Here is a 20,971-nt window from a genome sequence, read left to right as displayed (position 1 = left end):
TCTTCTCAATCTTCACGCATGTCAAAGGCGAGCGTGGGAACGTCCTGGCGCTGGTGGAGCGCGGTTCCGCGACCCGACAGCGACGGGTTATTCATGAAATAATGGTGTAAATTGAAAGGCTTGTCTCCCGGAGCGACGCGCATATAAGTGCCGTCAGGCTGCAATATCCAGCTTTGTTCATTGTCGATGAGGTTCGCAACAAGCACCTGATCCAAAATCTGGTCGTGCACCGTCGGATTTTCGATCGGGATCATATATTCGACGCGGCGGTCGAAGTTGCGCGGCATCCAGTCGGCGCTGCTGATATAGAGTTTGGCGCCGCGATGCGGCAGCGGCGCGCCGTTCGCGAAGGCCCAGACGCGGCTGTGCTCGAGGAAGCGGCCGACGACCGACTTGACGCGGATCGTTTCGGAAAGGCCGGGCACGCCGGGGCGGAGGCAACAGATGCCGCGCACGATCAGTTCCACCGGGACGCCCACGGCGCTCGCTTCATAAAGCTTGTCAATAATGTCGGGGTCGACGAGGCTGTTCATCTTCGCCCACACCCCCGAGGGCGCCCCCGCCTTCGCCGCGGCGATTTCGGAGTCGATCAGTTGGCTGAGATGCGCGCGCATGTTGAGCGGCGACATGGTGATCAGGTCGAGCCGTTCGGGCTCGACATAACCGGTAATGTAGTTGAACAGCTGCGCCGCATCGCGGCCCGCGCGCGGATCGGCGGTGAAGAAGCTGAGATCGGTATAGATGCGTGCGGTGACCGGATGATAATTGCCGGTGCCGAAGTGACAATAGGTGCGATACCCCTGCCCCTCGCGGCGGACGACCATCGAAATCTTGGCGTGCGTCTTCCACTCGATGAAGCCGTAGACAACCTGCACCCCGGCGCGTTCGAGCTGGTTCGCCCAAAGCAGATTCTGCTCCTCGTCGAAGCGCGCCTTGAGCTCGACGACTGCGGTGACCGACTTGCCGGCCTCGGCCGCCTCGATCAGCGCGCGGATGACCGGGGACTGGTTGCCCGCGCGATAAAGCGTCTGCTTGATCGCGACGACGTCGGGATCTGCGGCGGCCTGCCGCAGGAAGGAGAGGACGACGTCGAAGCTTTCATAGGGATGATGGACGACGATGTCCTTCGAGCGGATCGCAGCGAAACAGTCGCCGCCATGTTCGCGGATACGTTCGGGGAAGCGGGGCGAATAGGCCGGGAATTTCAGGTCGGGACGATCGACGTCGACGAGCGGCGACAGCGCCGCGAGGCCAATGAAACCGCCGATCTTGGCGACGATCGCCTCGTGTCCCTGGATATCGGCGTTCAAGACCTCGGCGATTTCGCCGGGCATGTCGGCCTCCAGCTCAAGCAGAATGACACGGCCACGACGGCGGCGGCGGATCGCGGTGCGGAACAGGCGCACGAGATCCTCGGCCTCTTCCTCCAGCTCGATATCGCTGTCGCGGATGATACGGAACACGCCGAGCGAGCGGATCGTGAAACCCGGGAACAGCAGGTCGCCGAACAGCTCGATCAGATATTCGATCGGCACGAAGCTGCTCACCTGGCCCGGCACCGGCACAAAGCGCGCCAGCGAGGCGGGGATCATCACCAGTTCGCGCACCGTCTCTCCGTTCGCCTTGCGCTGAAGGTCGAAGATGACGCCGAGGCCGCGGTTGGGGATGAAGGGAAAGGGGTGCGCGGGATCGAGCACCTGCGGGGTCAGGATCGGAAAGATCTGGTCGATGAAATATTGACGCAGCGCGGCGCGGAGCGCGTCCTTGTCCGATCCCGCGCCGTGGACGACGATGCCCTGTTCGCCGAGTTGGCGATGGAGCAACTGCCATTCGCTCTGTTGCTGATCGACGAGGCGGTTCACCTCGGCCTCGATCTCTGCGAGTTGCTGCCCCGGCGAGCGGCCGTCGGCGGAGGGGTCGTCGATCCCCTGGAGCTGCTGCCCCTTGAGCCCCGCGACACGGACCATGAAGAATTCGTCGAGGTTGCTGCCCGAAATCGACAGGAAGCGGAGGCGTTCGAGCAGCGGATGCGCGGGATTGCGCGCCTCCTCCATCACCCGCCGGTTGAAGGCGAGCCAGGAAAGTTCGCGGTTGAAAAAGCGCTCCGGCCCGAAATCCGGCCCCGCCGTATCGGGATCATTGTCGGCGCGAAGAGGTCCACCGGCTATCGACATGTCGTTCCATCCTGCCTTTCGAGGAGATCGGGGTCGATCAGCCCTTGTGACAGCAATGTTTCACGCGCGAGACGGATGCCAAGACGCCGCCCCTGTTCGAGCGATGCCGCGTCGAGCGCCGCGACGACGCGGTGGAGCATAGCATAGCTGCGCTCCATGCGCGGCACGATATAGGAGGCGACGCCGGGCGCCAGCGCGACGCCGCGCTGGGCGAACAGCGCCTCGATCAGGTCGCGCGCAAGGCAGTCGTCGGGTTCGCCGATCGTCAGTACCGGGACCGCCGCGAGGCGCGAGCGGAGATCGGGCAGAGCGACATTCCAGTCCGCGGGGGGCGCGTCGGCGACGATCAGCAGCGGCGGGCCGACCTGCGCGGCGTTCCACGCATGGAAGATTTCCTCTTCCGAAACGCTTTCATGGCCGTCGATGACCCGCCCGCCCGTGTCCTGTGCGAACAGCCGACCCATCAGGCTGCGCCCCGAACCGCGCGGTCCGTTGAGCACCGCAGTGCGGACCGGCCAGGTCGATACGTGGCGCAGATAGCGCACGGCATCGGCGTTGCTGGTACCGATAATCAGCGGGCCGTCGTTGGCGCCACCCGCGCTCCAATCGAGCGGCAGGGCAATTTGTGAAGATTTCGGGCTCATCAGCGGCTGATCCGCAGCTGCCCGCCGCCTTCCTGGACGTTGAATCCGCGTGCCGCGAGCGCCGCGCGCAGCGCCGCGATGTCGCCGCGGAAGGTGACGCGCATCACCGACATGCCGCCCAGCGCGAGGCTGGTGGTCGAAGCCGACTGGACGCCGGCGGCGCCGGCGACGGCGCGTTCGGTCGCGGTCACCGAATCGACGTCAGGCGAGCTGTACTGAACGGTGAAGCTCTGGACACCCGCGACAGGCCCGGTGGGCACGCTGGCGTCGATCTCGCCGGGCAAGGCCTGTTCATCCGTCGTCGCGACTTCTTCGGGCAAGTCTTCCCGTTCGACCGGCTTTTCGAGCACGAGATAGGTGTCGGTACGCAAGACGCCCTCTGTGAGCGCGTTCGTGTAGATCGAATCCATCCGCGCAACGGCTTTTTCCATCATGTCGGGCAACGCCGCCGCGCTCGGCCCGGTCATCGTGAAGCTGGAAATCAGCTTGCCGTCGGGACCGAAACGCGCGGTAAAATAGCCTTTGATCGGCCCACCGGGATAGGAATATTCGACGCGCGCGATCGGCGTCAGCACGTCGGCGGCGCCATATTGATCGAGGATCACGCGCCACCAGACGCGGCCGCGGCGGCCCGTCTGCCCCGCGTTGATCAGCAAGGTATCCGCCCCGGTGCCCGCGGTGCGGACATAGTCGATCGCGCTCTGCCCCGTATTATATTCGGCCCAGGCGCGCTGCCAGGCGCTGCGCTGTTCGAACACCTGCGGGATGCCATCGATCGAATAGACGGGGATGACGAGCAGGGGCGGCGACCGCAGCGTCCGGCCGCTGACGCCCAAAATCTGCCCGGCGCGCACCCGGTCGAACTGAATGCCCAGCTTTGCTACATAGCGGCGCGGGCCGATCTGTTCTTCCTCGACGACAATCGACGTGACGATGCCGTCGAGGACCGAATCGCCGAGCGCGGGGCCGTCGCTGCCGTTCAGCCGACGATAGAGCTGTGCCCAGCCCTTGCGCTGCGCCTCGCGCCAGCCCTTTGAGCGCGCGTCGTCGGCATTGTCGCCGGTTACGTCGACGAGGATCCCGCTGGCGAGGAAATCGCCGCTGCTGTTGATCGGGGTAATGCCGCGATTGCCGCGAGTGATCTGTCCATCGACGATCCCGGCGAGCAGAATCGCGAAGAAAAGGCCGAATAGCACAGCCCAGCGCCCATCGCGAAAACGAATTGCGTCGAAGGGAAGCCGAGGCGCGAAGCGGGGGAAAGCAGCCGAAATCATATCTTCTCTATGCTTTGCCCAAAAGCGCGGGCCCCGACAAGGAAATCATGGCAATTCTCGGCTGGAACCGTTAGTCGCGCGTGCCATGGATTCCAAGCAGAACAAACGAGACGGGCAACCCGCCTCCTACACTTATGCCGAGGCCGGCGTATCGATCGAGACCGGCAACGCCTTGGTCCGTGCCATTGCCCCGCTCGCCCGCGCGACGCGCCGTCCCGGCGCCGATGCCGACCTGGGCGGGTTCGGAGGCTTTTTCGACCTGAAGGCGGCGGGGTTCAACGACCCGCTGCTCGTCGCGGCGAACGACGGCGTCGGCACCAAGCTCAAATTGGCCATCGAATCGGGCAAGCATGACGGCGTCGGCATCGACCTGGTTGCGATGTGCGCGAACGACCTGATCGTGCAGGGCGCCGAGCCCCTGTTTTTCCTCGATTATTATGCGACCGGCAAGCTCGACAATGGCGTCGCGACCGAAGTCGTGGCAAGCATCGCCGAAGGGTGCAAGCAGGCCGGGTGCGCGCTGATCGGCGGCGAAACCGCCGAGATGCCCGGCATGTACAGCGACGGCGATTATGACCTCGCCGGCTTTTGCGTCGGCGCGGTCGAGCGCGATCAGGTGCTGACCGCCGACAAGGTGGCGGCCGGCGACGTCATCCTCGGCCTTGCCTCGTCGGGCGTCCATTCGAACGGTTTCTCGCTCGTGCGCCGGCTCGCGGCGGACAAGGGCTGGAAGCTCGACCGCCCCGCCTTGTTCGACCAGACCATCCTGCTGATCGACGCGCTGATGGCGCCGACGCGCATCTATGTGAAGAGCCTGCTCCCGCTCGTGAAGACCGGAAAGATTCACGCGCTCGCGCACATCACCGGCGGCGGGTTGCTCGAAAATATTCCGCGCATCCTGCCGAAGACCTTGCACGCGCATATCGACGCCGACGCGTGGGCGCAGCCGCGGCTGATGGCGTATCTGCAGGCGCAGGGCAATATCGAACCCGAGGAAATGGCGCGCACCTTCAACTGCGGGATCGGCATGGCGGTGGTCGTTGCCGAAGGCGATGTCGCCGAAGTCACGGCGGCGCTCGAAGCCGCGGGCGAGACGGTGTTCCGGATCGGCGATATCGCCGAAGGCGAAAAGGGCTGCACCGTGACGGGCAGCGCCGAAACGTGGAGCGCGATGGGGGCATGGAGCGCGACGCATAATGGCTAAGGCCGCAGAAGCCCCCTCCCGCTTGCGGGAGGGGAGAAGTTGAAGGCCAAGGTCGCCGTCCTGATCTCCGGCGCCGGGACCAATATGGCGGCGCTGCTTTATGCGGCGAAGGCCGAAAACTGCCCCTATGAGTTGGTGTTCGTCGGCAGCAACGATCCCGACGCAGCGGGGTTGAAGATCGCCCAGGCCGAAGGCATCGCGACGTGGAGCCTGTCGCACAAGGGCATGAATCGCGACGCCTTCGACGCGCTGGTCGACGAGCAATTGCGCGGCGCAGGCGCCGAGTTCGTCGCGCTGGCTGGCTACATGCGCATTCTGTCGGACGATTTCGTCGGGCGCTGGGCGGGCAGGATGATCAACATCCACCCGAGCCTGCTCCCGCTCTACAAAGGCCTCAACACGCACCAGCAAGCCATCGATGCTGGCGACAGGTTCGGTGGATGCAGCGTTCATATCGTGACGCCCGGCGTCGACGAGGGGCCCGTGCTGGCGCAGACGCCGGTGGCTATCCTGCCCGGCGACACGGTCGAGACATTGAGCGCACGCGTGCGCCTCGCCGAGCATCAGCTTTATCCCGCCACGCTCGCGGCCTTCGTGACGCGCGAGCGGTCGCCCGATTATCTGCGCGGCCGGGTGCGCGAACTCGCGATGGCATTGCCCGAGGCTGACGAGGTGGTGTCGCACGGCATGCCGTGTTTCGGGATCGTGAAAGGCAAGAAATTCGCCTATTTCACCGAGGATCATCATGGCGATGGCAAGACCGCGCTGCTGGTCAAGATCAGCGGTGCGGACGAACAGGCGTCGCTGATCGAAATGGACTGTGAGCGCTATTACCGCCCCGCCTATTTCGGTGACGGCTGGATCGGCATCCGCCTCGATCTTGGCGATACCGACTGGGATGCGATTGGCGATTGGCTGCGCAAGAGCTGGCTGGCGGTAGCGCCGAAGAAGCTGGCGGGGCTGATGGGGGTAGCCGACGAGTTCTGACGAAAAAGGCCGCCGGATCGCTCCGGCGGCCTTATCTTTTCGGTCATGCCGTTCAGCTTAGCCGACGATTTCTTCGGGCTTGAAGAAATAGGCGATTTCGATCGCCGCATTTTCGTCGCTGTCCGACCCGTGCACGGTGTTCGCCTCGATGCTCTCGGCCAGTTCCTTGCGGATCGTGCCGGGGGCCGCGTCCTTGGGGTTGGTCGCGCCCATGATGTCGCGGTTGCGCTGCATTGCATTCTCGCCTTCGAGAACCTGCACGACGACGGGCCCCGAGGTCATGAATTCGACGAGTTCGCCGAAGAAGGGGCGTTCCTTGTGGACCGCGTAGAAGCCTTCGGCCTGTTCGCGGGTCATGTGGATGCGCTTCGACGCGACGACGCGCAGGCCGGCGTCTTCCAGCATCTTGGTGACGGCGCCGGTGATGTTGCGACGCGTGGCGTCGGGCTTGATGATCGAAAAGGTGCGGGTGACCGCCATGGGAAAGCTCCTGCGTTGGTGTGTTATCTGATGCGCGCGCCTCTAGCGGCGCTTTTGCGGGACCGCAAGGACAGAGCGCCGACGCCCTAGGGCCCTTCCGACCAGCGACCGCCTTCGTCCTGTTTCCAGAAGCGGTTATCGATATCCTCGCGCGCGGCGAGTGCGCGCCAGAGCGCGCGGGCGTCGTCGATGCGGCTGTTGTCGAAAAGGAGGAAGGTGCGTTCGAACACCAGCGCCTGCTCGCGCCACTCTCCGTCGGCGAGCGCCAGGAGGGTTGCGCGGTTGGGCGGCGACGGGTCGAGCGTGCCTGCGATCAGGATCGGCTCGATCGCCTCGTCGGGCGAGCCCGCGTGACCGTGCGGCAGGAAGCTGGCTGGAGTCAGCGTCCAGAGCGCCTCGTCGATCGCCTGACGCTGCATCGCCGAGGCGGCGACCACCAGCAGGCGGTCGCCGTTGCCAAGGATGCGCGTCGCGAGCGCCGGGAGCACCCGTTCGGCGGGGTCGCGGGTCAGCCGGTAGAAGTCGATGCGCGCCATGACCAATTCCGTCATTGCGAGCGAAGCGAAGCAATCTCCAGCCCGCAGCCTTGCGCAAGGCCGCTAGCAGGAGATTGCCGCGTCGCTTCGCTCCTCGCAATGACGAGCATAGGACGATCAGCCTTCGTGTTTGGCGGCGATGTAGCGGTCGAGCAGGCGCACGCCGTAGCCGGTCGCGCCCTTGGCATAGACCGGGCCGTCCTTGTCCGCCCACGCCATGCCCGCGATGTCGAGGTGCGCCCAGGCGACGCCATCCTCGACGTAGCGCTTCAGGAATTGCGCCGCGGTGATCGAGCCGCCTTCGCGCGGGCCGATATTCTTCATGTCGGCGATGGGGCTGTCGATCAGCTTGTCGTAAGCGGGCGACAGCGGGAAACGCCACAGCTTGTTGTCGCTCGCCTCGCCCGCTGCGAGCAGATCGGTCGCGAGCGTGTCGTCATTGGCGAAGATGCCCGCATATTCGTGGCCGAGCGAGATGACCATAGCGCCGGTCAGCGTGGCGAGATCGACGATCACCTTGGGATCATAGGCCTTTTGTGCCCAGCTGATCGCGTCGCAGAGGACGAGGCGACCCTCGGCGTCGGTGTTGAGCACCTCGACCGTCTGCCCCGACATGGTGGTAACGATGTCGCCGGGGCGCATCGCGTTGCCGTCGGGCATGTTCTCGACGAGGCCGACGACGCCGACGACATTCGCCTTCGCCTTGCGGCCCGCGATCGCCTTGATCGCACCCGCGACCGCGCCTGCGCCGCCCATGTCCCATTTCATCATGTCCATGCCCGGCCCGGGCTTGAGGCTGATCCCGCCGGTGTCGAAGGTGACGCCCTTGCCGATGAAGACCACGGGCGCGTCGCCCGGATTGCCGCCGTTCCAGCGCATCGCGAGGAGGCGCGGCGGGCGCGTCGAGCCCTGCGCGACGCCGAGCAACGCGCCCATGCCGAGCGCCTTCATCTGGCGCTCGTCGAGCACTTCCAGTTCGACGCCAAGGTCGGCGAGATGCTGGCAACGTTCGACGAAGCTTTCGGGATAGAGGATGTTCGGCGGTTCGGCGACGAGCGTCTGGGTGAGCGCGACACCATCGGCGATCGCTTCATTTATGGCCCAGCGCGCCGCAAGGTCGCCGTGCGGCGACGCGATCGTCACCGTCTTGAGGCTCGGTTTCGCCTTGTCGGCGAGGCGGGTGCGATAGGTATCGAGGCGCCAGTTGCGCAAGCGCGCGCCCATCGCAAAGGCGAGCACATCGTCGGCGTCGCTCGGCCCGGTGCTCGCGAAATCGACTTGGACCTGGGTCGCACCGCTCGTCTGGAGCTTCGCGGTCAGCGCCGCGCCGCCGCGTTCAAGATCCTGCTCGCTGCCCTCGCCGATACCGACGAGCAGGAGGCGCTTCGCCTGTGCGCCGTCGATCGCCGCGGTTTCGGCGATCGTACCCGCCGCGCCATCGAAGCGCGCCTGCGCCGCCGCCGCACCGAGCAGCGCCCCGAGCGCGCCCGCCTCGCCCTTGCGGACCGGAAAAGCGACGACGTCGGCAGACGCATCGATTTGCGCGACAAACTGAATGTCCATGCCTTAACTTTCTTATGCGATGATTGATTGGAACGTGGCGGACCGATAGGGGTTTCGCCTGCGAGTTGCAAAAACAAAGCAGCCGGTCCAAGCCGGGACGCATCGATTAGGGTCTGGGACAAAGGGATTAAATGAGCTGGGCTTTGTTCCATCGGGCAGCGGATGCGCGGCCGTTCTGGCTGGCGACGGCGAGCGGCTTTGCGCTGGCCGCCAGTCCGGTGCTGGCCCAGAGCGAGGCGAATCCGGCCGAGGCGCAAGAGGTCGTGGGGGAACCCGACCTCCAGACGCCCGACGTCGCCCCGACGACATCCGACGCGCCTGATACCCAGAGCGAGCAGCAGATCGGCTTTGCCGCCGACAACCTCAATTACGACAGCGAATCCGAGGTGGTCATCGCCGAGGGCAATGTCCAGATGAACCGCGAAGCGATCGAGATGCGCGCGGACAAGGTGACGTGGAACCGGCAGACGGGACAAGTCTTTGCGGAAGGCAATGTCACGATCAAGAATCCCGAGGGCGACACCGCCTATGGCGACAAGATCGAGCTCACCGACAGCTTGCGCGACGGCGTGGTCGAGAATCTGCTCGTCGTGCTCGACAATGGATCGCGCCTCGCTGCGGTGAAGGGCACGCGCTTCGACAACGGCAATATCGAGCTGGAGAATGCCGCCTATACCCCCTGCCCCGTCGAGGATGACGACGGCTGTCCCAAGAATCCGAGCTGGCAGATCCGCGCCGTCCGCGTGATGTACGACCGGGTGAAAAACAAGGTGCGGTACAAGGGCGCGCGCGTCGAGATTTTCGGGCTGCCGCTGATCCCGCTCCCCGGCCTCAGCCATTCGATCAACAATGAGGCGAGCAGCGGCATCCTGGTGCCCGAAATCCGGCTCGACCGAAGCAACGGCTTCGAGATCGCGGTGCCCTATTATCTGCGCCTCGCCCCCGATCGCGACATCACGATCACGCCGCATCTCTACACCGACGCGGCGCCGATGATCGAGGGCGAGTTCCGCGCGCTGACCGACATCGGGTCGTTCCGCATCAACGGCTATGCGACCTATGGTTCGCTCGTCCCGCTGGTCGGCGAGGACCCGGACAGCCAGAAAAGGTTCCGCGGCTATCTCGAAAGCGCGGGCAAGTTCCAGTTCGATCCGCGCTGGAGCCTTACCTATTCGGGGCGCATCGCGACCGACCGCACCTTCATGCGCCGCTATGACATCAGCCGCGACGACCGGCTGCGCTCGACCTTCGAACTCGAACGGATCGGCGGCAATAGCTATCTCTCCATCGCCGGCTGGGCGACGCAGACGCTGCGCGTCAACGACATTCAGGGCCAGCAGCCGATCGCGCTGCCGATCATCGATTATCGCCAGCGGCTCGACGATCCGATCTTCGGCGGGCAGTTCGAGCTGCAGTTGAACACGCTCGCGATCGGCCGCACCGCGGGGCAGGACACGCAGCGCGCCTTTGCCGGCGCGCAGTGGAATTTGCGCGGACTGACCGGGCTGGGGCAGGAAGTCACCCTGACCGCGATGGTGCGCGGCGACGTTTATCACAGCGACGAAAATCTGCTGACCGAAATCCCCGGCTATCGCGGCAAGTCGGGCTGGCAGGCGCGCGGGATCGCTGCGATCGCCGCCGACATGCGCTGGCCGTTCATCGGCGAATTCGCCGGCGGGACGCAAACGCTGACCCCGCGCGTCCAGGTGGTCGCGACGCCGCCGATCAAGAATCTCGACATTCCGAACGAGGATTCGCGCGCCTTCGACCTGGAAGACAGCAATCTCTTCGCGATCAACCGTTTCAACGGCCACGACCGGTTCGAGGACGGCGCGCGCATCACCTATGGCCTCGAATGGAATTACAGCCTCCCGGGCTTCAACATCAACAGCATCGTCGGGCAGAGCTATCGTCTGACCGACAAGCCGAGCCTGTTCCCCGACGGCACCGGCCTGACCGACCGCACGTCGGACATCGTCGGCCGGACGACGATTGCATACAGGGATTTCCTGCGCCTGACCCACCGCTACCGGCTCGACAAGGACAATCTCGCGATCCGCCGCAACGAATTCGACGCGACGATCGGCAACCGCTCGACCTATGCGGTGCTCGGCTATTCGCGGCTCAACCGCGACATCCTGTTGCTCGGCGAGGATTTGCAGGACCGCGAGGAAGTGCGGGCGGGCGGGCGCGTCGCGTTCGCGAAACATTGGTCGCTGTTCGGATCGGCGATCGTCGATTTGACGCAGCAAAGCGACGATCCGCTGAGCGATGCCGACGGGTTCGAGCCGATTCGGCACCGTCTCGGCCTCGCCTATGACGACGAATGCCTGTCGATCGCGCTGACCTGGCGGCGCGATTATGCGGATACCGGCGATGCACGGCGCGGCAACAGCTTTTCGTTCCGCATCGCGTTCCGCAACCTGGGGTTCTGACGGCAGTCGACCGGAAGCCATCGTTGGAGATGTGCGCCCCGGCGAAAGCCGGAGTCCGGAACACCGGCGCGAACTCAGCGCGTTCCCGCTCTGGGCCCCTGCTTTCGCCGGGGTTCACAAGCGGCGGCTCTCCACCTCAAAAGTCGACGGTCGTTTCCGCTCAGCCTAGGTTAAGCGTCCCCGCGCTATCCGCGCCGACATCAAATGGCTCCGATGGCGGATTGCGCTGGACCATCGGGCGTGTCCGCTGATACGGAGCGTCCGGACTTTCTCGAATAGGGTAAAGATGACCAAATTTTCGACCATGACCGGCCTGATCGCCTTGGCCGCTGTCGGTGCGGTGCCCGTGCTGGCCCAAACCGTCCCCGACAGCGAAGTGCCGACGACCAGCCTCAACATCCCCGGCAATGTGCAGCTTTACGGCGATGCCAAGCCGAACGTCTATCGCCCCTCGGCGACGGTGAACGGCGAAATCATCACCGCGACCGACATCGAACAGCGTATGGCGCTGATCCGCATCGCCAACAACAATGTCGAGTTGCCGCCGGAAGAGGTCGAGCGGTTGCGCAACCAGGTGTTCAGCAACCTGATCGATGAAAAGCTGCAGATCCAGGAAGCGAAGGCGGCCGAAATCGCGATCGACGAAAATATCGTCAACGAGCAGTTCGCCCGGCTCGCGACGCGCTTCAAGCAGACGCCCGAACAATTTTCGGAGTATCTTGCCTCGAAAGGCTCGTCCGCCGCGGCGGTGAAGCAGCAGATCCGCGGCGAATTTGCATGGGATCGACTGTTGTCGCGCAACATCCAGTCGACGACCAACGTATCGACCGAAGAGGTCGACCTGATCGTCAAACAGATGGAAGCCGCCAAGGGTCAGGATGAATTTCACCTCGGTGAAATCTATCTGTCGGCGACCCCCGACAATATGGCCGCGGTCACCGAAAATGCGAAGAAGATCATCCAGGCGTTGCAGGCGGGTGGCAGCTTTGCCGCCTATGCGCGCCAGTTTTCCGAAGCATCGACGGCGGTTGTCGGCGGCGACCTGGGCTGGGTGAAAGCCGGCCAGCTGCCCGCGTCGATGGGCGAGGCCGCAACGCAGATGCAGCCGGGTCAGCTCGTCGGGCCGATCGAGGTGCCGGGCGGCATTTCGATCATGCTGCTGATCGACCGGCGCCAGGTGCTGACCGCCGATCCGCGCGACGCGGTCCTGAGCCTCAAGCAGCTTTCGCTCGATTTCCCGGCGGGGACGACACCGGAAAAGGCGTCCGAACTCGCCAGCAAGTTCGCCGAAACCACGCGCACCATCGCCGGCTGCGGCGGCGCCGACGCGGTGGCGCAGCAATTGGGCGCGAGCGTCGTGTCGCGCGACAATATCGAAATGCGCGCGCTGCCCGCGCCGCTCCAGGCCACGCTCGCCAATCTCCAGATCGGGCAGACGACGCAGCCCTTCGGCGCCGCGAACGAAGGCGTCAGCGTCCTTGTCCTTTGCGGCCGCGACATGCCGCAGACGGCGACGGCGCCGAACCTCGAGCAGATCGAGCAGAAACTGCTGGAGGACAAGGTCAACAAGCGGGCCCAGCGCTATCTGCGCGACCTGCGCCGGGATGCCGTGATCGAATATAGCTGATGTCGGATTGCAACATTCGACGCCCGATCGCGGTCACCATGGGTGACCCGGCCGGCGTCGGCCCCGAAGTCACGGCGCGCGCATGGGCCGCGCGCCGTGATAACAACCTTCCTCCCTTTGTCGCGATCGGCGACCTCGCCGCGATCGAAGCCGTGTGGGACGGCCCCGTGGCCCGCGTCGGCGACATGGACGAGGTCGTGCGCACCTTCGACGCGGCCTTGCCCGTCTGGCATCTTGAGGACAGCGGTCCGCTAACCCCCGGATCGCCTACGCCCGCCGGCGCGACCTGCGCGCTCCACGCGCTCGAAACCGGCATCGGGCTGACGCGCAACCAGGCGAGCTCGGCGCTCGTCACCGGATCGGTATCGAAACATGCGTTGCACGGCATCGGCTATACGCATCCCGGGCAGACCGAATTCATCGCCGAACGCTGCGGCGTGACCGCGACCAATGCGGTGATGATGCTGGCGGGGCCGTCATTGCGCGTCGTGCCGCTGACCGTGCATATCCCGCTCGCGGACGTGCCGGAGCGGCTGACGAGCGAATTGATCGTCGCCAAGGCGCGGATCGTCGCGCGCGGGCTGCGCCGCGATTTCGGCATCGACACGCCGCGCATCGCGCTGGCGGGACTCAACCCGCACGCGGGCGAGAATGGCCAGCTCGGGAGCGAGGAAGAACGGGTGATGAAGCCCGCGGTCGCCCAGCTTGCCCAGGACGGCATTCTTGTCGATGGCCCGCTTGCCGCCGACGCGCTCTTCGCCCCCGGCATTCGCGATCAATATGACGCGCTGCTGTGCGGTTATCACGATCAGGCGCTCGCGCCGTTCAAGGCGCTGCATTTCCATGACGGGGTCAATCTGACGCTCGGGCTGCCGATCATCCGCACCTCGCCCGATCATGGCACCGCGTTCAACATCGCAGGCACCGGCCGGGCCGATCCCGGGCCGACGATCGCGGCGATCGCGATGGCCGCGCGCATGGCGCTGGCCCGCGAGCGCGGCTGCGCGCCGGCAAAGTGACGATCCAGCCGCGCACGCCGCTGCCGCCGCTGCGCGAAACGGTGCGCGCCCACGGCCTGTCGGCCAGCAAGGCGCTGGGGCAGAATTTCCTGTTCGACGAGCAATTGCTCGACCGGATCGCGGCACTTCCGGGCGATTTGAGCGGCGCGACGGTGTTCGAAGTCGGGCCGGGCCCCGGCGGGCTGACGCGCGCGTTGCTGCGCGCGGGCGCAAAGGTGATCGCGGTCGAGCGCGACGATCGCTGCCTGCCGCTCCTCGCCGAGCTGGCGGAGGCGTTTCCGGGTCAGCTGACGGTGGTCCCCGACGATGCGATGGCGGTCGATGTCGAGGCGCTGACCAGCGGGACGCCTTACCATATCGTCGCGAACCTGCCCTATAATGTGGGCACCGCGCTGTTCACGCGCTGGCTCAAGCCCGCGGCATGGCCGCCGCGCTGGGTGTCGCTGACGTTGATGTTCCAGCTCGAGGTTGCCGAGCGGATCGTCGCGCCGGTGGGGACGAGCGCTTACGGCCGGCTCGCGGTGCTCGCGCAGTGGCGCTCGAACGCAAAAATCGCGATGAAAGTGCATCGTTCGGCCTTTACCCCGCCGCCCAAGGTGATGTCGGCGATTGTCCACGTGACCCCGGGCGATCAGCCCGACGGTGTCGATCCGAAAATCCTGTCGAAGCTGACCGAAAAGGGGTTCGGCCAGCGGCGCAAGATGCTGCGGCAAAGCTTGAAGGGGGTCGAGGGCGCGGTCGCCACGGCCGAAGCGATCGGGATCGATCCGACGCGGCGGGCCGAAACCGTCAGCGTCGGCGAATGGGTCGCGCTGGCGCGTGCGCTTGGCGCCTAGGCACCGCGGAATTTCAGTTCTGGCCGGTGGCCGGCTTGACCGTCGCGACGACCGGCGTCGGCACCAGCGCTTCGGCGGCGACGACGCGCTTCGATGCGCTCGAGGCGATCGTCTTTTCCAGCGCGGCGACCTGCGGGCATTTCGCGCCGCAAACACGCTCGGCCTCGACCAGCTTTTCGCGCGCCAGTTCAAGCGCGCCCTTGTCGGCGAGCGCTTCGCCCTGCCCGGTCAGCGCGACGATGTCTTTGGGTTCAAGGATCAGCGCCTCGCGATAGAGGCCGATCGCCTTGCCCGGCAGGCCCTGTGCACGCGCGACCTGCGCAAGCGCGATGATCGCCGAACGGTTGCGCGGGTCGGCGGCGAGTGCCGATTCGTAAAAATCGATGGCAAGGTCGAGGTCGCCGGCGTCCTGCGCCTTGTGGCCTTCTTGCTGAAGCGCGATCGAGCGGGGGAAGATGTCGTTGTCCGCACGCTGGGCATCGGAGGCGGTCGGCAGGCTGGCCAGAACGAGGCCGGCGCCAATAGCCAGAAAACTGATGCGCATCGCATTCTCCCATCGCTTCATCGAGAGGGATGCTAACATGGCGATGTCAGCCGTGCGAGAAAAAATCCGTCGCAGCCATCATGGCCGGGCGTCAGCAGGAAACCCGCGCCCGCGGCACGGCCGATACCCTCGGGAAGATAGCCCGCGTCGGCGGTCCAGCCCGGATGCCGGTTCAGAAAATCGTCCACCTGTGCCCGCCCCTCGCGCGTGATGATCGAGCAGACAGCATAAAGGAGTTTGCCGCCGGGCGCCACAAGATCGGCGCCGATGTCGATGAGCTTCGCCTGGTCGGCCCGATGACGATCGAGCCGCGCGGGGGTCAGGCGCCAGCGCAGTTCGGGGCTGCGACGCCAGGTGCCGCTGCCCGAGCAGGGGGCATCGACGAAGACACGGTCGGCCCTGCCCTGCCAGTCATCAAGCATCGCTCTTTCCTGCCCCGGATTGAGCAGGCGGGTTTCGACGCGCGTCGCGCCCGCGCGTTCGGCGCGCGGCTGGAGTTGCTGGAGGCGCGCGCGATTGGTGTCGCAGGCGAGAATTTCGGCGTCATTGCCGGTGAGCGACGCGATGGCGAGCGTCTTTCCGCCGCCGCCCGCGCAAAGATCGACGATCGCCTGCCCCGCCGCGGTATCGAGCGCAGCGGAGGCATATTGGCTCGCCGCATCCTGCACCTCGAAGCGGCCTTCGGCATAGCCAGGATGCTGGACGGCCGCGGTTTCGGGCGGCAGGCGCCAGCCATCCGGCGCGCCGGGGATCGCTTCGCCATCGGGAAAAAGATGGGAGAGATCGCCTTGCGACGATTTGATGCGGTTGGCGCGAAGGTCGAGCGGCGCGCGCGCCAGCATCGCTTCATGCTCGTCTTCGCCGACGAGCGCGTCGAAGAGGTCAATCAGCGCCCCTGCGGCGAGCCCGGTTTCGGCGCGCGCCTCGTCGTCCGTGATCGGTGCGGGGCCGTAACCGGATCCGTCGAAGAGCGCCGCGAGATCGGGCTGCACATCGACGAGCGCCAGCATCGCGGCGCGTCCCGAGGCAGGCGCCGAGCGCACCGCGCGGATCGCGTCATAGACGTGGGCGCGGATCGCACGGCGGTCCTTCGACCCCGCATAGCGGCGCGCGCGCATCGCTTCGGCGAAGATCGCGTCGGCAGGCGCCCCGCCCTCGCGCGCGGCGGCGGCGATGGCGTCGAGGATCTCGATTGACGTCTGGAGGCGGGCGGCGGGGGTCATGGCTTTCCCATTATTTCGTCATTGCGAGCGAAGCGGGCCGAAGGCGGCCGCAGGCCAACTCATCCAGAGCAGTTTACGCGATCCCTGGATTGCCGCGTCGCTGCGCTCCTCGCAATGACGAAGCATGGGATTCAACCCGCCGGATAGTTCGGCGCCTCGCGCGTGATCGCGACGTCGTGGACATGGCTTTCGCGCAGACCCGCATTGGTGATGCGAACGAACTTCGCCCGCTCGCGGAAATCCTTGAGCGTCCGGCTGCCGGTATAGCCCATCGCGGCCTTCACGCCGCCGACCATCTGGTGGATGACGTCCTTCGCAGGCCCCTTGAACGGCACCTGCCCCTCGATGCCTTCGGGAACCAGCTTCATCTGGTCCTTGATATCCTGCTGGAAATAGCGGTCGGCGCTGCCGCGCGCCATCGCGCCGACGCTACCCATGCCGCGATAGCTTTTGTAGGTGCGCCCCTGATAGAGAAAGGTCTCGCCGGGCGCCTCGGCGGTGCCGGCGAGCATCGACCCGACCATAACGCTCGACGCGCCCGCCGCAAGCGCCTTGGCCACGTCGCCCGACGTACGCAGGCCCCCGTCGGCGATCACCGGCACGCCGAGCTTCGACGCCGCCTCGACGCTGTCGAGGATCGCGGTGAGCTGCGGCACGCCGACGCCCGCGACGATACGCGTGGTGCAGATCGAGCCGGGGCCAATCCCGACTTTCACGCCGTCGGCGCCCGCGTCGATGAGCGCCCTGGTCGCGTCGCCGGTGGCGACATTACCCGCGAGCACCTGCACGCGGTTCGACAATTTCTTGATGCGTTCGACCGTCTGACCGACGCCCTTGCTGTGGCCGTGCGCCGTATCGACGACGATCAGGTCGCACTCCGCATCGAGCAGCGCCTCGGCGCGCTCGACGCCGCTATCGCCGGTGTTCGTCGCGGCTGCGACCCGCAGGCGACCATTTTCGTCCTTCGTCGCGTCGGGGAAATTGACCGCCTTTTCCATGTCCTTGACGGTGATCAGGCCGATGCAGTGATAATCATCGTCGACGACGAGCAGTTTTTCGATCCGGCGCTGGTGCAGAAGCTTGCGCGCTTCGTCCTGACCGACGCCGGCGCGCACCGTCGCGAGATTTTCCGCGGTCATCAGCTCGCGCACCGGCTGGCCGGGATTGTCGGCGAAGCGCACGTCGCGGTGCGTGAGGATGCCGACGAGCTTGCCGCCAGGCTCGACCACCGGAATGCCCGAAATCCGGTGCTGATCCATCAGCGCGGTCGCAAAGGACAGCGGCGCGTCGGGGGTGATGGTGATCGGATTGACGATCATCCCGCTTTCGAAGCGCTTGACCTGCCGCACCGCCGCTGCCTGTTCCTCGACCGTCAGGTTGCGGTGGAGCACGCCGATCCCGCCGATCTGCGCCATCAGGATCGCCATGTCGGCCTCTGTCACCGTGTCCATCGCCGACGACAGGATCGGGATGTTCAGGCTGATCTCGCTGGTCAGCTGGGTCGACAGATTGGCGTCCGAAGGCAGGATATCCGACGGACCCGGCACCAGCAGCACGTCGTCGAAGGTCAGGCCGGTGATGATTTCCATGGATGCCACTTTCTGGTGCAGGCGGCGCCTGCCCCGGATTTCGGGGCGGCACGCGCGAATCATTTGGTGGCGGCCCATGTAACCAGTCGCGCCCGCGCGCGCCAGTGGGGGACGAACGATTATTTCGCGCGATTCGGGAGCGAGCCCGGTGCGCCTTGAGGGCGCGCATCATCGGCACCGATGTAACCGGTTGCATTGCCTCCGACGCCCCGTTAGACCCGCCGCATAACATAGTTCCGGCGAAGAGGATATTGCGAATGAACCTGCCCAGCGAGGCGAGCGTCCAAAGTGGCGGCCGGTCGACTGCCATGGCGGCCTTTGCCGCGGTAACCGTGCTGTTTTTCGCCTGGGGCTTCATCACGTCGCTGATCGACCCGCTCGTCGCCGCGGTGAAGGGTATCTTCACGCTGAGCGATGCCGAGGCGCAGCTTTCGGCATCGGCCTTTTTCATCGCCTACGGCCTGATGTCCTTCCCGGCAGCGGCGCTGATCGCCCGCTTTCACTCGGTACCGTCGATCCTGACCGCGTTGTCGACGATGGTCGTCGGCTGCCTCGTCATGCTCGCCGCGGCGAATCTCGCCGTCTATCCGCTCGTGCTCGCGGGCCTCTTCATCCTCGCAAGCGGGATCACCATCCTGCAGGTCGCGGCCAATCCGCTCGCCGCAGCGCTCGGCGACCCGAAACGCAGCCATTTCCGCCTGACATTCAGCCAGACCTTCAACAGTTTCGGCACCTTCCTCGGCCCGCTGATCGGCGCGCACCTCTTCCTCGAAGGCGTCGAGGTCAAGGAGGGCATGGTGGTGACCGAGGCGGTGCGAGCGCAGGCGCTTGGCGGGATCGACGCCGCCTATTTCTGGATCTGCGGGCTGATCATCGCGTTGCTTTTCTTCTTCTGGTTCAGCCGGCGGATCGTCAACGAAGCTGTGCCACCCGCGCCGATCGGCCAGCGTGCCGGGATGGGGGAACTGATCCGCGAAGCCTTTTCGTCACGCTGGGCGCTGCTCGGCGGTTTCGCGATCTTCCTGTACGTCGGCGCCGAAGTGGCGATCGGGACGCAGATGGCGCTGTTCCTCAACAGCGATGCAATCTGGGGACAGTCGGACGCAGCCTTTGGTACCTTCGGCTGGATCATGGGCAGCGACGGCGTCGCCGGCGTTTCGTTGCAAGAGGCCGGAAAGGCGGTCGCGCTTTACTGGGGCGGCGCGATGGTCGGCCGCGCGATCGGATCGGTGCTGCTCGCGCGCTTCTCCGCATCGAAGCTGCTCTCCATCTTCACAGCCGTCGCGGCGCTGCTCTGCCTTTATATCGTGTCCGTCGGCGGCGTAAGCGCAGGCTTCGTCGCGCTGTCGATCGGACTGTTCAATTCGATCATGTTTCCTGTGATCTTCACGCTGACGCTCGAACGTTCGACCGCGCGCGCCGAAGCCACATCGGGGCTGCTCTGCACCGCGATCGTCGGCGGCGCGGCGATCCCCTATCTTGTCGGGCAATTGTCCGATGCGGTCGGCTACGCCGCTGCACTGGCCCTGCCGGCCGCCTGCTACGTCGCGCTATGCCTGTTCGCGATCGCCGCGGGACGCGCGCCGGCGCGGCAGGCGAGCGCAGGCGTGACGGTTCACTGAGGTCCCTGGAACGCCGCGAAACATGGCTCGACTATCGATCGAGGGCGCGCGCAAGAGCTTCGGGGCGACCGAGGTCCTGAAAGGCGTGTCGATCGACGTCGCCGACGGCGAATTCACCGTGATCGTCGGCCCGTCGGGATGCGGCAAATCGACGCTGCTGCGTGTCGTGGCGGGACTGGAGGATCTGACGGACGGCCGCATCGTCATCGGCGACCGCGACGTCACCGACCTTGCACCCTCGGAGCGCGGCATCGCGATGGTGTTCCAATCCTATGCGCTCTACCCGCACCTCAGCGTCTATGAGAATATGGCGTTCGGGCTGAAAATCGCGAAGACGGACAAATCCGCGATCGATGCCGCGGTGCGCCGCGCGGCGGCGATACTGAATATCGAGGGCCTGCTCGACCGCAAGCCGGCGGCACTGTCGGGCGGGCAGCGGCAGCGCGTGGCAATCGGCCGCGCGATCGTGCGCCAGCCGCAAATTTTCCTGTTCGACGAGCCGCTGTCGAACCTCGACGCCGATCTGCGCGTGCGGATGCGTTACGAATTTGCCGAGCTGCACCGCCAGCTCGGCACGACGACGCTCTATGTGACGCACGACCAGGTCGAAGCGATGACGCTTGCCGACCGGATCGTCGTGCTGCGCGACGGGCGGATCGAACAGGCAGGGACACCGCGCGAACTTTACGCGCGGCCGGCGAATATCTTCGTCGCGCAGTTTCTCGGCACGCCGCGGATGAATATCCTGGCTGCAACCATGGCGGAGGGCGGCCGGGCGGCGCTGGCCGACGGGCGGAGCATCGCCCTGCCCTCGCTCGAAGCGGCGCCTGCGACCGGGACGCCGCTGTCGATCGGGATCCGGCCCGAGGATATCGCGATCGGCGATGCTCCGGACGCGCTGCCTTTCACCATCCGTTTTATCGAACGGCTCGGCGGGCTCGCGACGCTGCATCTGGGCGCGCATGCGGACGATGAAGCCATTGCGTGCCAGCTACGCGACGACGGCCGCCTCGATGAGGGGGACGCGGTCACCGCCGTGCTTCCGGCCGACCGGCTGCACCTGTTTGACGCCGCCGGCCAAGCCTTGGGAAAGGCCGGGAAATGACCTTGCCTTTCGCCCGTGTAACCGGTTACGCTGTGAATGTTTCCGCACCCGGCGAACCTGGAAGAACCGAGTCGCACAAGCGGCCCGCTGCCAATTGAGGGAAAGGGGG

Annotated in this window: 17 protein-coding genes; 8 read left to right on the top strand and 9 right to left on the bottom strand. The window is 65.8% G+C overall.

Features of this window, described 5'->3' with window-relative positions; genetic code table 11:
* Positions 1-5 precede the first annotated feature (5 nt).
* From HDC29_RS15135 to HDC29_RS15125, 3 genes are read right to left on the bottom strand one after another with little or no spacing between them, the layout of a single operon-like run.
* Positions 6-2,174: an RNA degradosome polyphosphate kinase gene (locus tag HDC29_RS15135; RefSeq protein ID WP_179499108.1), complete on the bottom strand. Its 2,169-nt coding sequence runs from the start codon at positions 2,172-2,174 to the stop codon at positions 6-8.
* Complete coding sequence (locus tag HDC29_RS15130; protein ID WP_179499106.1) at positions 2,165-2,818, bottom strand: chromosomal replication initiator DnaA; 654 nt, start codon at positions 2,816-2,818, stop codon at positions 2,165-2,167. Before HDC29_RS15130 ends, HDC29_RS15135 begins: the two co-directional genes overlap by 10 nt.
* The gene (locus HDC29_RS15125; protein ID WP_326914548.1) at positions 2,818-4,014 is read right to left on the bottom strand and encodes a heavy-metal-associated domain-containing protein; all 1,197 of its coding nucleotides are present in this window, start codon (positions 4,012-4,014) and stop codon (positions 2,818-2,820) included. Before HDC29_RS15125 ends, HDC29_RS15130 begins: the two co-directional genes overlap by 1 nt.
* 163 nt (positions 4,015-4,177) lie before the next feature.
* On the opposite strand from HDC29_RS15125, the gene purM reads away from it, so the two are divergent.
* Positions 4,178-5,296 (top strand): phosphoribosylformylglycinamidine cyclo-ligase, encoded by a 1,119-nt coding sequence (gene purM, locus HDC29_RS15120; RefSeq protein ID WP_179499102.1) that lies wholly within the window; start codon positions 4,178-4,180, stop codon positions 5,294-5,296.
* A gap of 39 nt (positions 5,297-5,335) precedes the next feature.
* Complete coding sequence (gene purN, locus HDC29_RS15115; protein WP_179499100.1) at positions 5,336-6,283, top strand: phosphoribosylglycinamide formyltransferase; 948 nt, start codon at positions 5,336-5,338, stop codon at positions 6,281-6,283.
* A gap of 57 nt (positions 6,284-6,340) precedes the next feature.
* On the opposite strand, the gene ndk is transcribed toward purN, so the two are convergent.
* The 3 genes from ndk to HDC29_RS15100 all read right to left on the bottom strand — a co-directional run bounded on the left by ndk (position 6,341) and on the right by HDC29_RS15100 (position 8,862).
* The gene (gene ndk, locus HDC29_RS15110; RefSeq protein WP_179499098.1) at positions 6,341-6,763 is read right to left on the bottom strand and encodes a nucleoside-diphosphate kinase; all 423 of its coding nucleotides are present in this window, start codon (positions 6,761-6,763) and stop codon (positions 6,341-6,343) included.
* 86 nt (positions 6,764-6,849) lie between these two features.
* On the bottom strand, positions 6,850-7,299 hold the full coding sequence (locus HDC29_RS15105; RefSeq protein ID WP_179499096.1) for a DNA polymerase III subunit chi: 450 nt from the start codon (positions 7,297-7,299) through the stop codon (positions 6,850-6,852).
* A 117-nt stretch (positions 7,300-7,416) separates the two neighbouring features.
* Complete coding sequence (locus tag HDC29_RS15100) at positions 7,417-8,862, bottom strand: leucyl aminopeptidase (RefSeq protein ID WP_179499094.1); 1,446 nt, start codon at positions 8,860-8,862, stop codon at positions 7,417-7,419.
* Between the two features lie 131 nt (positions 8,863-8,993).
* On the opposite strand from HDC29_RS15100, the gene HDC29_RS15095 reads away from it, so the two are divergent.
* The 4 genes from HDC29_RS15095 to rsmA all read left to right on the top strand — a co-directional run bounded on the left by HDC29_RS15095 (position 8,994) and on the right by rsmA (position 14,779).
* Positions 8,994-11,297, top strand: a complete 2,304-nt coding sequence (locus HDC29_RS15095) for an LPS-assembly protein LptD (protein WP_179499092.1) — start codon at positions 8,994-8,996, stop codon at positions 11,295-11,297.
* A 286-nt stretch (positions 11,298-11,583) separates the two neighbouring features.
* Positions 11,584-12,924, top strand: a complete 1,341-nt coding sequence (locus tag HDC29_RS15090; protein ID WP_179499090.1) for a peptidylprolyl isomerase — start codon at positions 11,584-11,586, stop codon at positions 12,922-12,924.
* Positions 12,924-13,943 (top strand): 4-hydroxythreonine-4-phosphate dehydrogenase PdxA, encoded by a 1,020-nt coding sequence (gene pdxA / locus HDC29_RS15085; RefSeq protein WP_179499088.1) that lies wholly within the window; start codon positions 12,924-12,926, stop codon positions 13,941-13,943. The genes HDC29_RS15090 and pdxA overlap by 1 nt, the downstream gene beginning before the upstream one ends.
* Complete coding sequence (gene rsmA, locus HDC29_RS15080; RefSeq protein WP_373562816.1) at positions 13,940-14,779, top strand: 16S rRNA (adenine(1518)-N(6)/adenine(1519)-N(6))-dimethyltransferase RsmA; 840 nt, start codon at positions 13,940-13,942, stop codon at positions 14,777-14,779. Before pdxA ends, rsmA begins: the two co-directional genes overlap by 4 nt.
* A 13-nt stretch (positions 14,780-14,792) precedes the next feature.
* On the opposite strand, the gene HDC29_RS15075 is transcribed toward rsmA, so the two are convergent.
* The 3 genes from HDC29_RS15075 to guaB form a co-directional block, all read right to left on the bottom strand.
* Positions 14,793-15,323 (bottom strand): tetratricopeptide repeat protein, encoded by a 531-nt coding sequence (locus HDC29_RS15075; RefSeq protein WP_179499086.1) that lies wholly within the window; start codon positions 15,321-15,323, stop codon positions 14,793-14,795.
* 32 nt (positions 15,324-15,355) lie between these two features.
* Positions 15,356-16,546, bottom strand: a complete 1,191-nt coding sequence (locus HDC29_RS15070; RefSeq protein WP_179499084.1) for an RsmB/NOP family class I SAM-dependent RNA methyltransferase — start codon at positions 16,544-16,546, stop codon at positions 15,356-15,358.
* 131 nt (positions 16,547-16,677) lie between these two features.
* A complete protein-coding gene (guaB, locus tag HDC29_RS15065; protein ID WP_179499082.1) occupies positions 16,678-18,135 on the bottom strand; it encodes an IMP dehydrogenase in 1,458 nt (485 codons plus the stop codon).
* A gap of 257 nt (positions 18,136-18,392) precedes the next feature.
* Here guaB and HDC29_RS15060 point away from each other — a divergent pair, with 257 nt between their 5' ends.
* Together HDC29_RS15060 and HDC29_RS15055 are read left to right on the top strand one after the other, a co-directional pair.
* Positions 18,393-19,757: an MFS transporter gene (locus HDC29_RS15060; protein ID WP_257018317.1), complete on the top strand. Its 1,365-nt coding sequence runs from the start codon at positions 18,393-18,395 to the stop codon at positions 19,755-19,757.
* Between the two features lie 22 nt (positions 19,758-19,779).
* The gene (locus HDC29_RS15055) at positions 19,780-20,862 is read left to right on the top strand and encodes an ABC transporter ATP-binding protein (RefSeq protein ID WP_179499080.1); all 1,083 of its coding nucleotides are present in this window, start codon (positions 19,780-19,782) and stop codon (positions 20,860-20,862) included.
* Positions 20,863-20,971 lie beyond the last annotated feature (109 nt).

Source organism: Sphingopyxis sp. JAI108 (assembly GCF_013410105.1).
In the GTDB taxonomy this organism is placed as follows: Bacteria; Pseudomonadota; Alphaproteobacteria; order Sphingomonadales; family Sphingomonadaceae; genus Sphingopyxis; species Sphingopyxis chilensis.
Note: the sequence above shows the minus strand (reverse complement) of the source record. Positions and strands in the feature narration are given on the sequence as shown.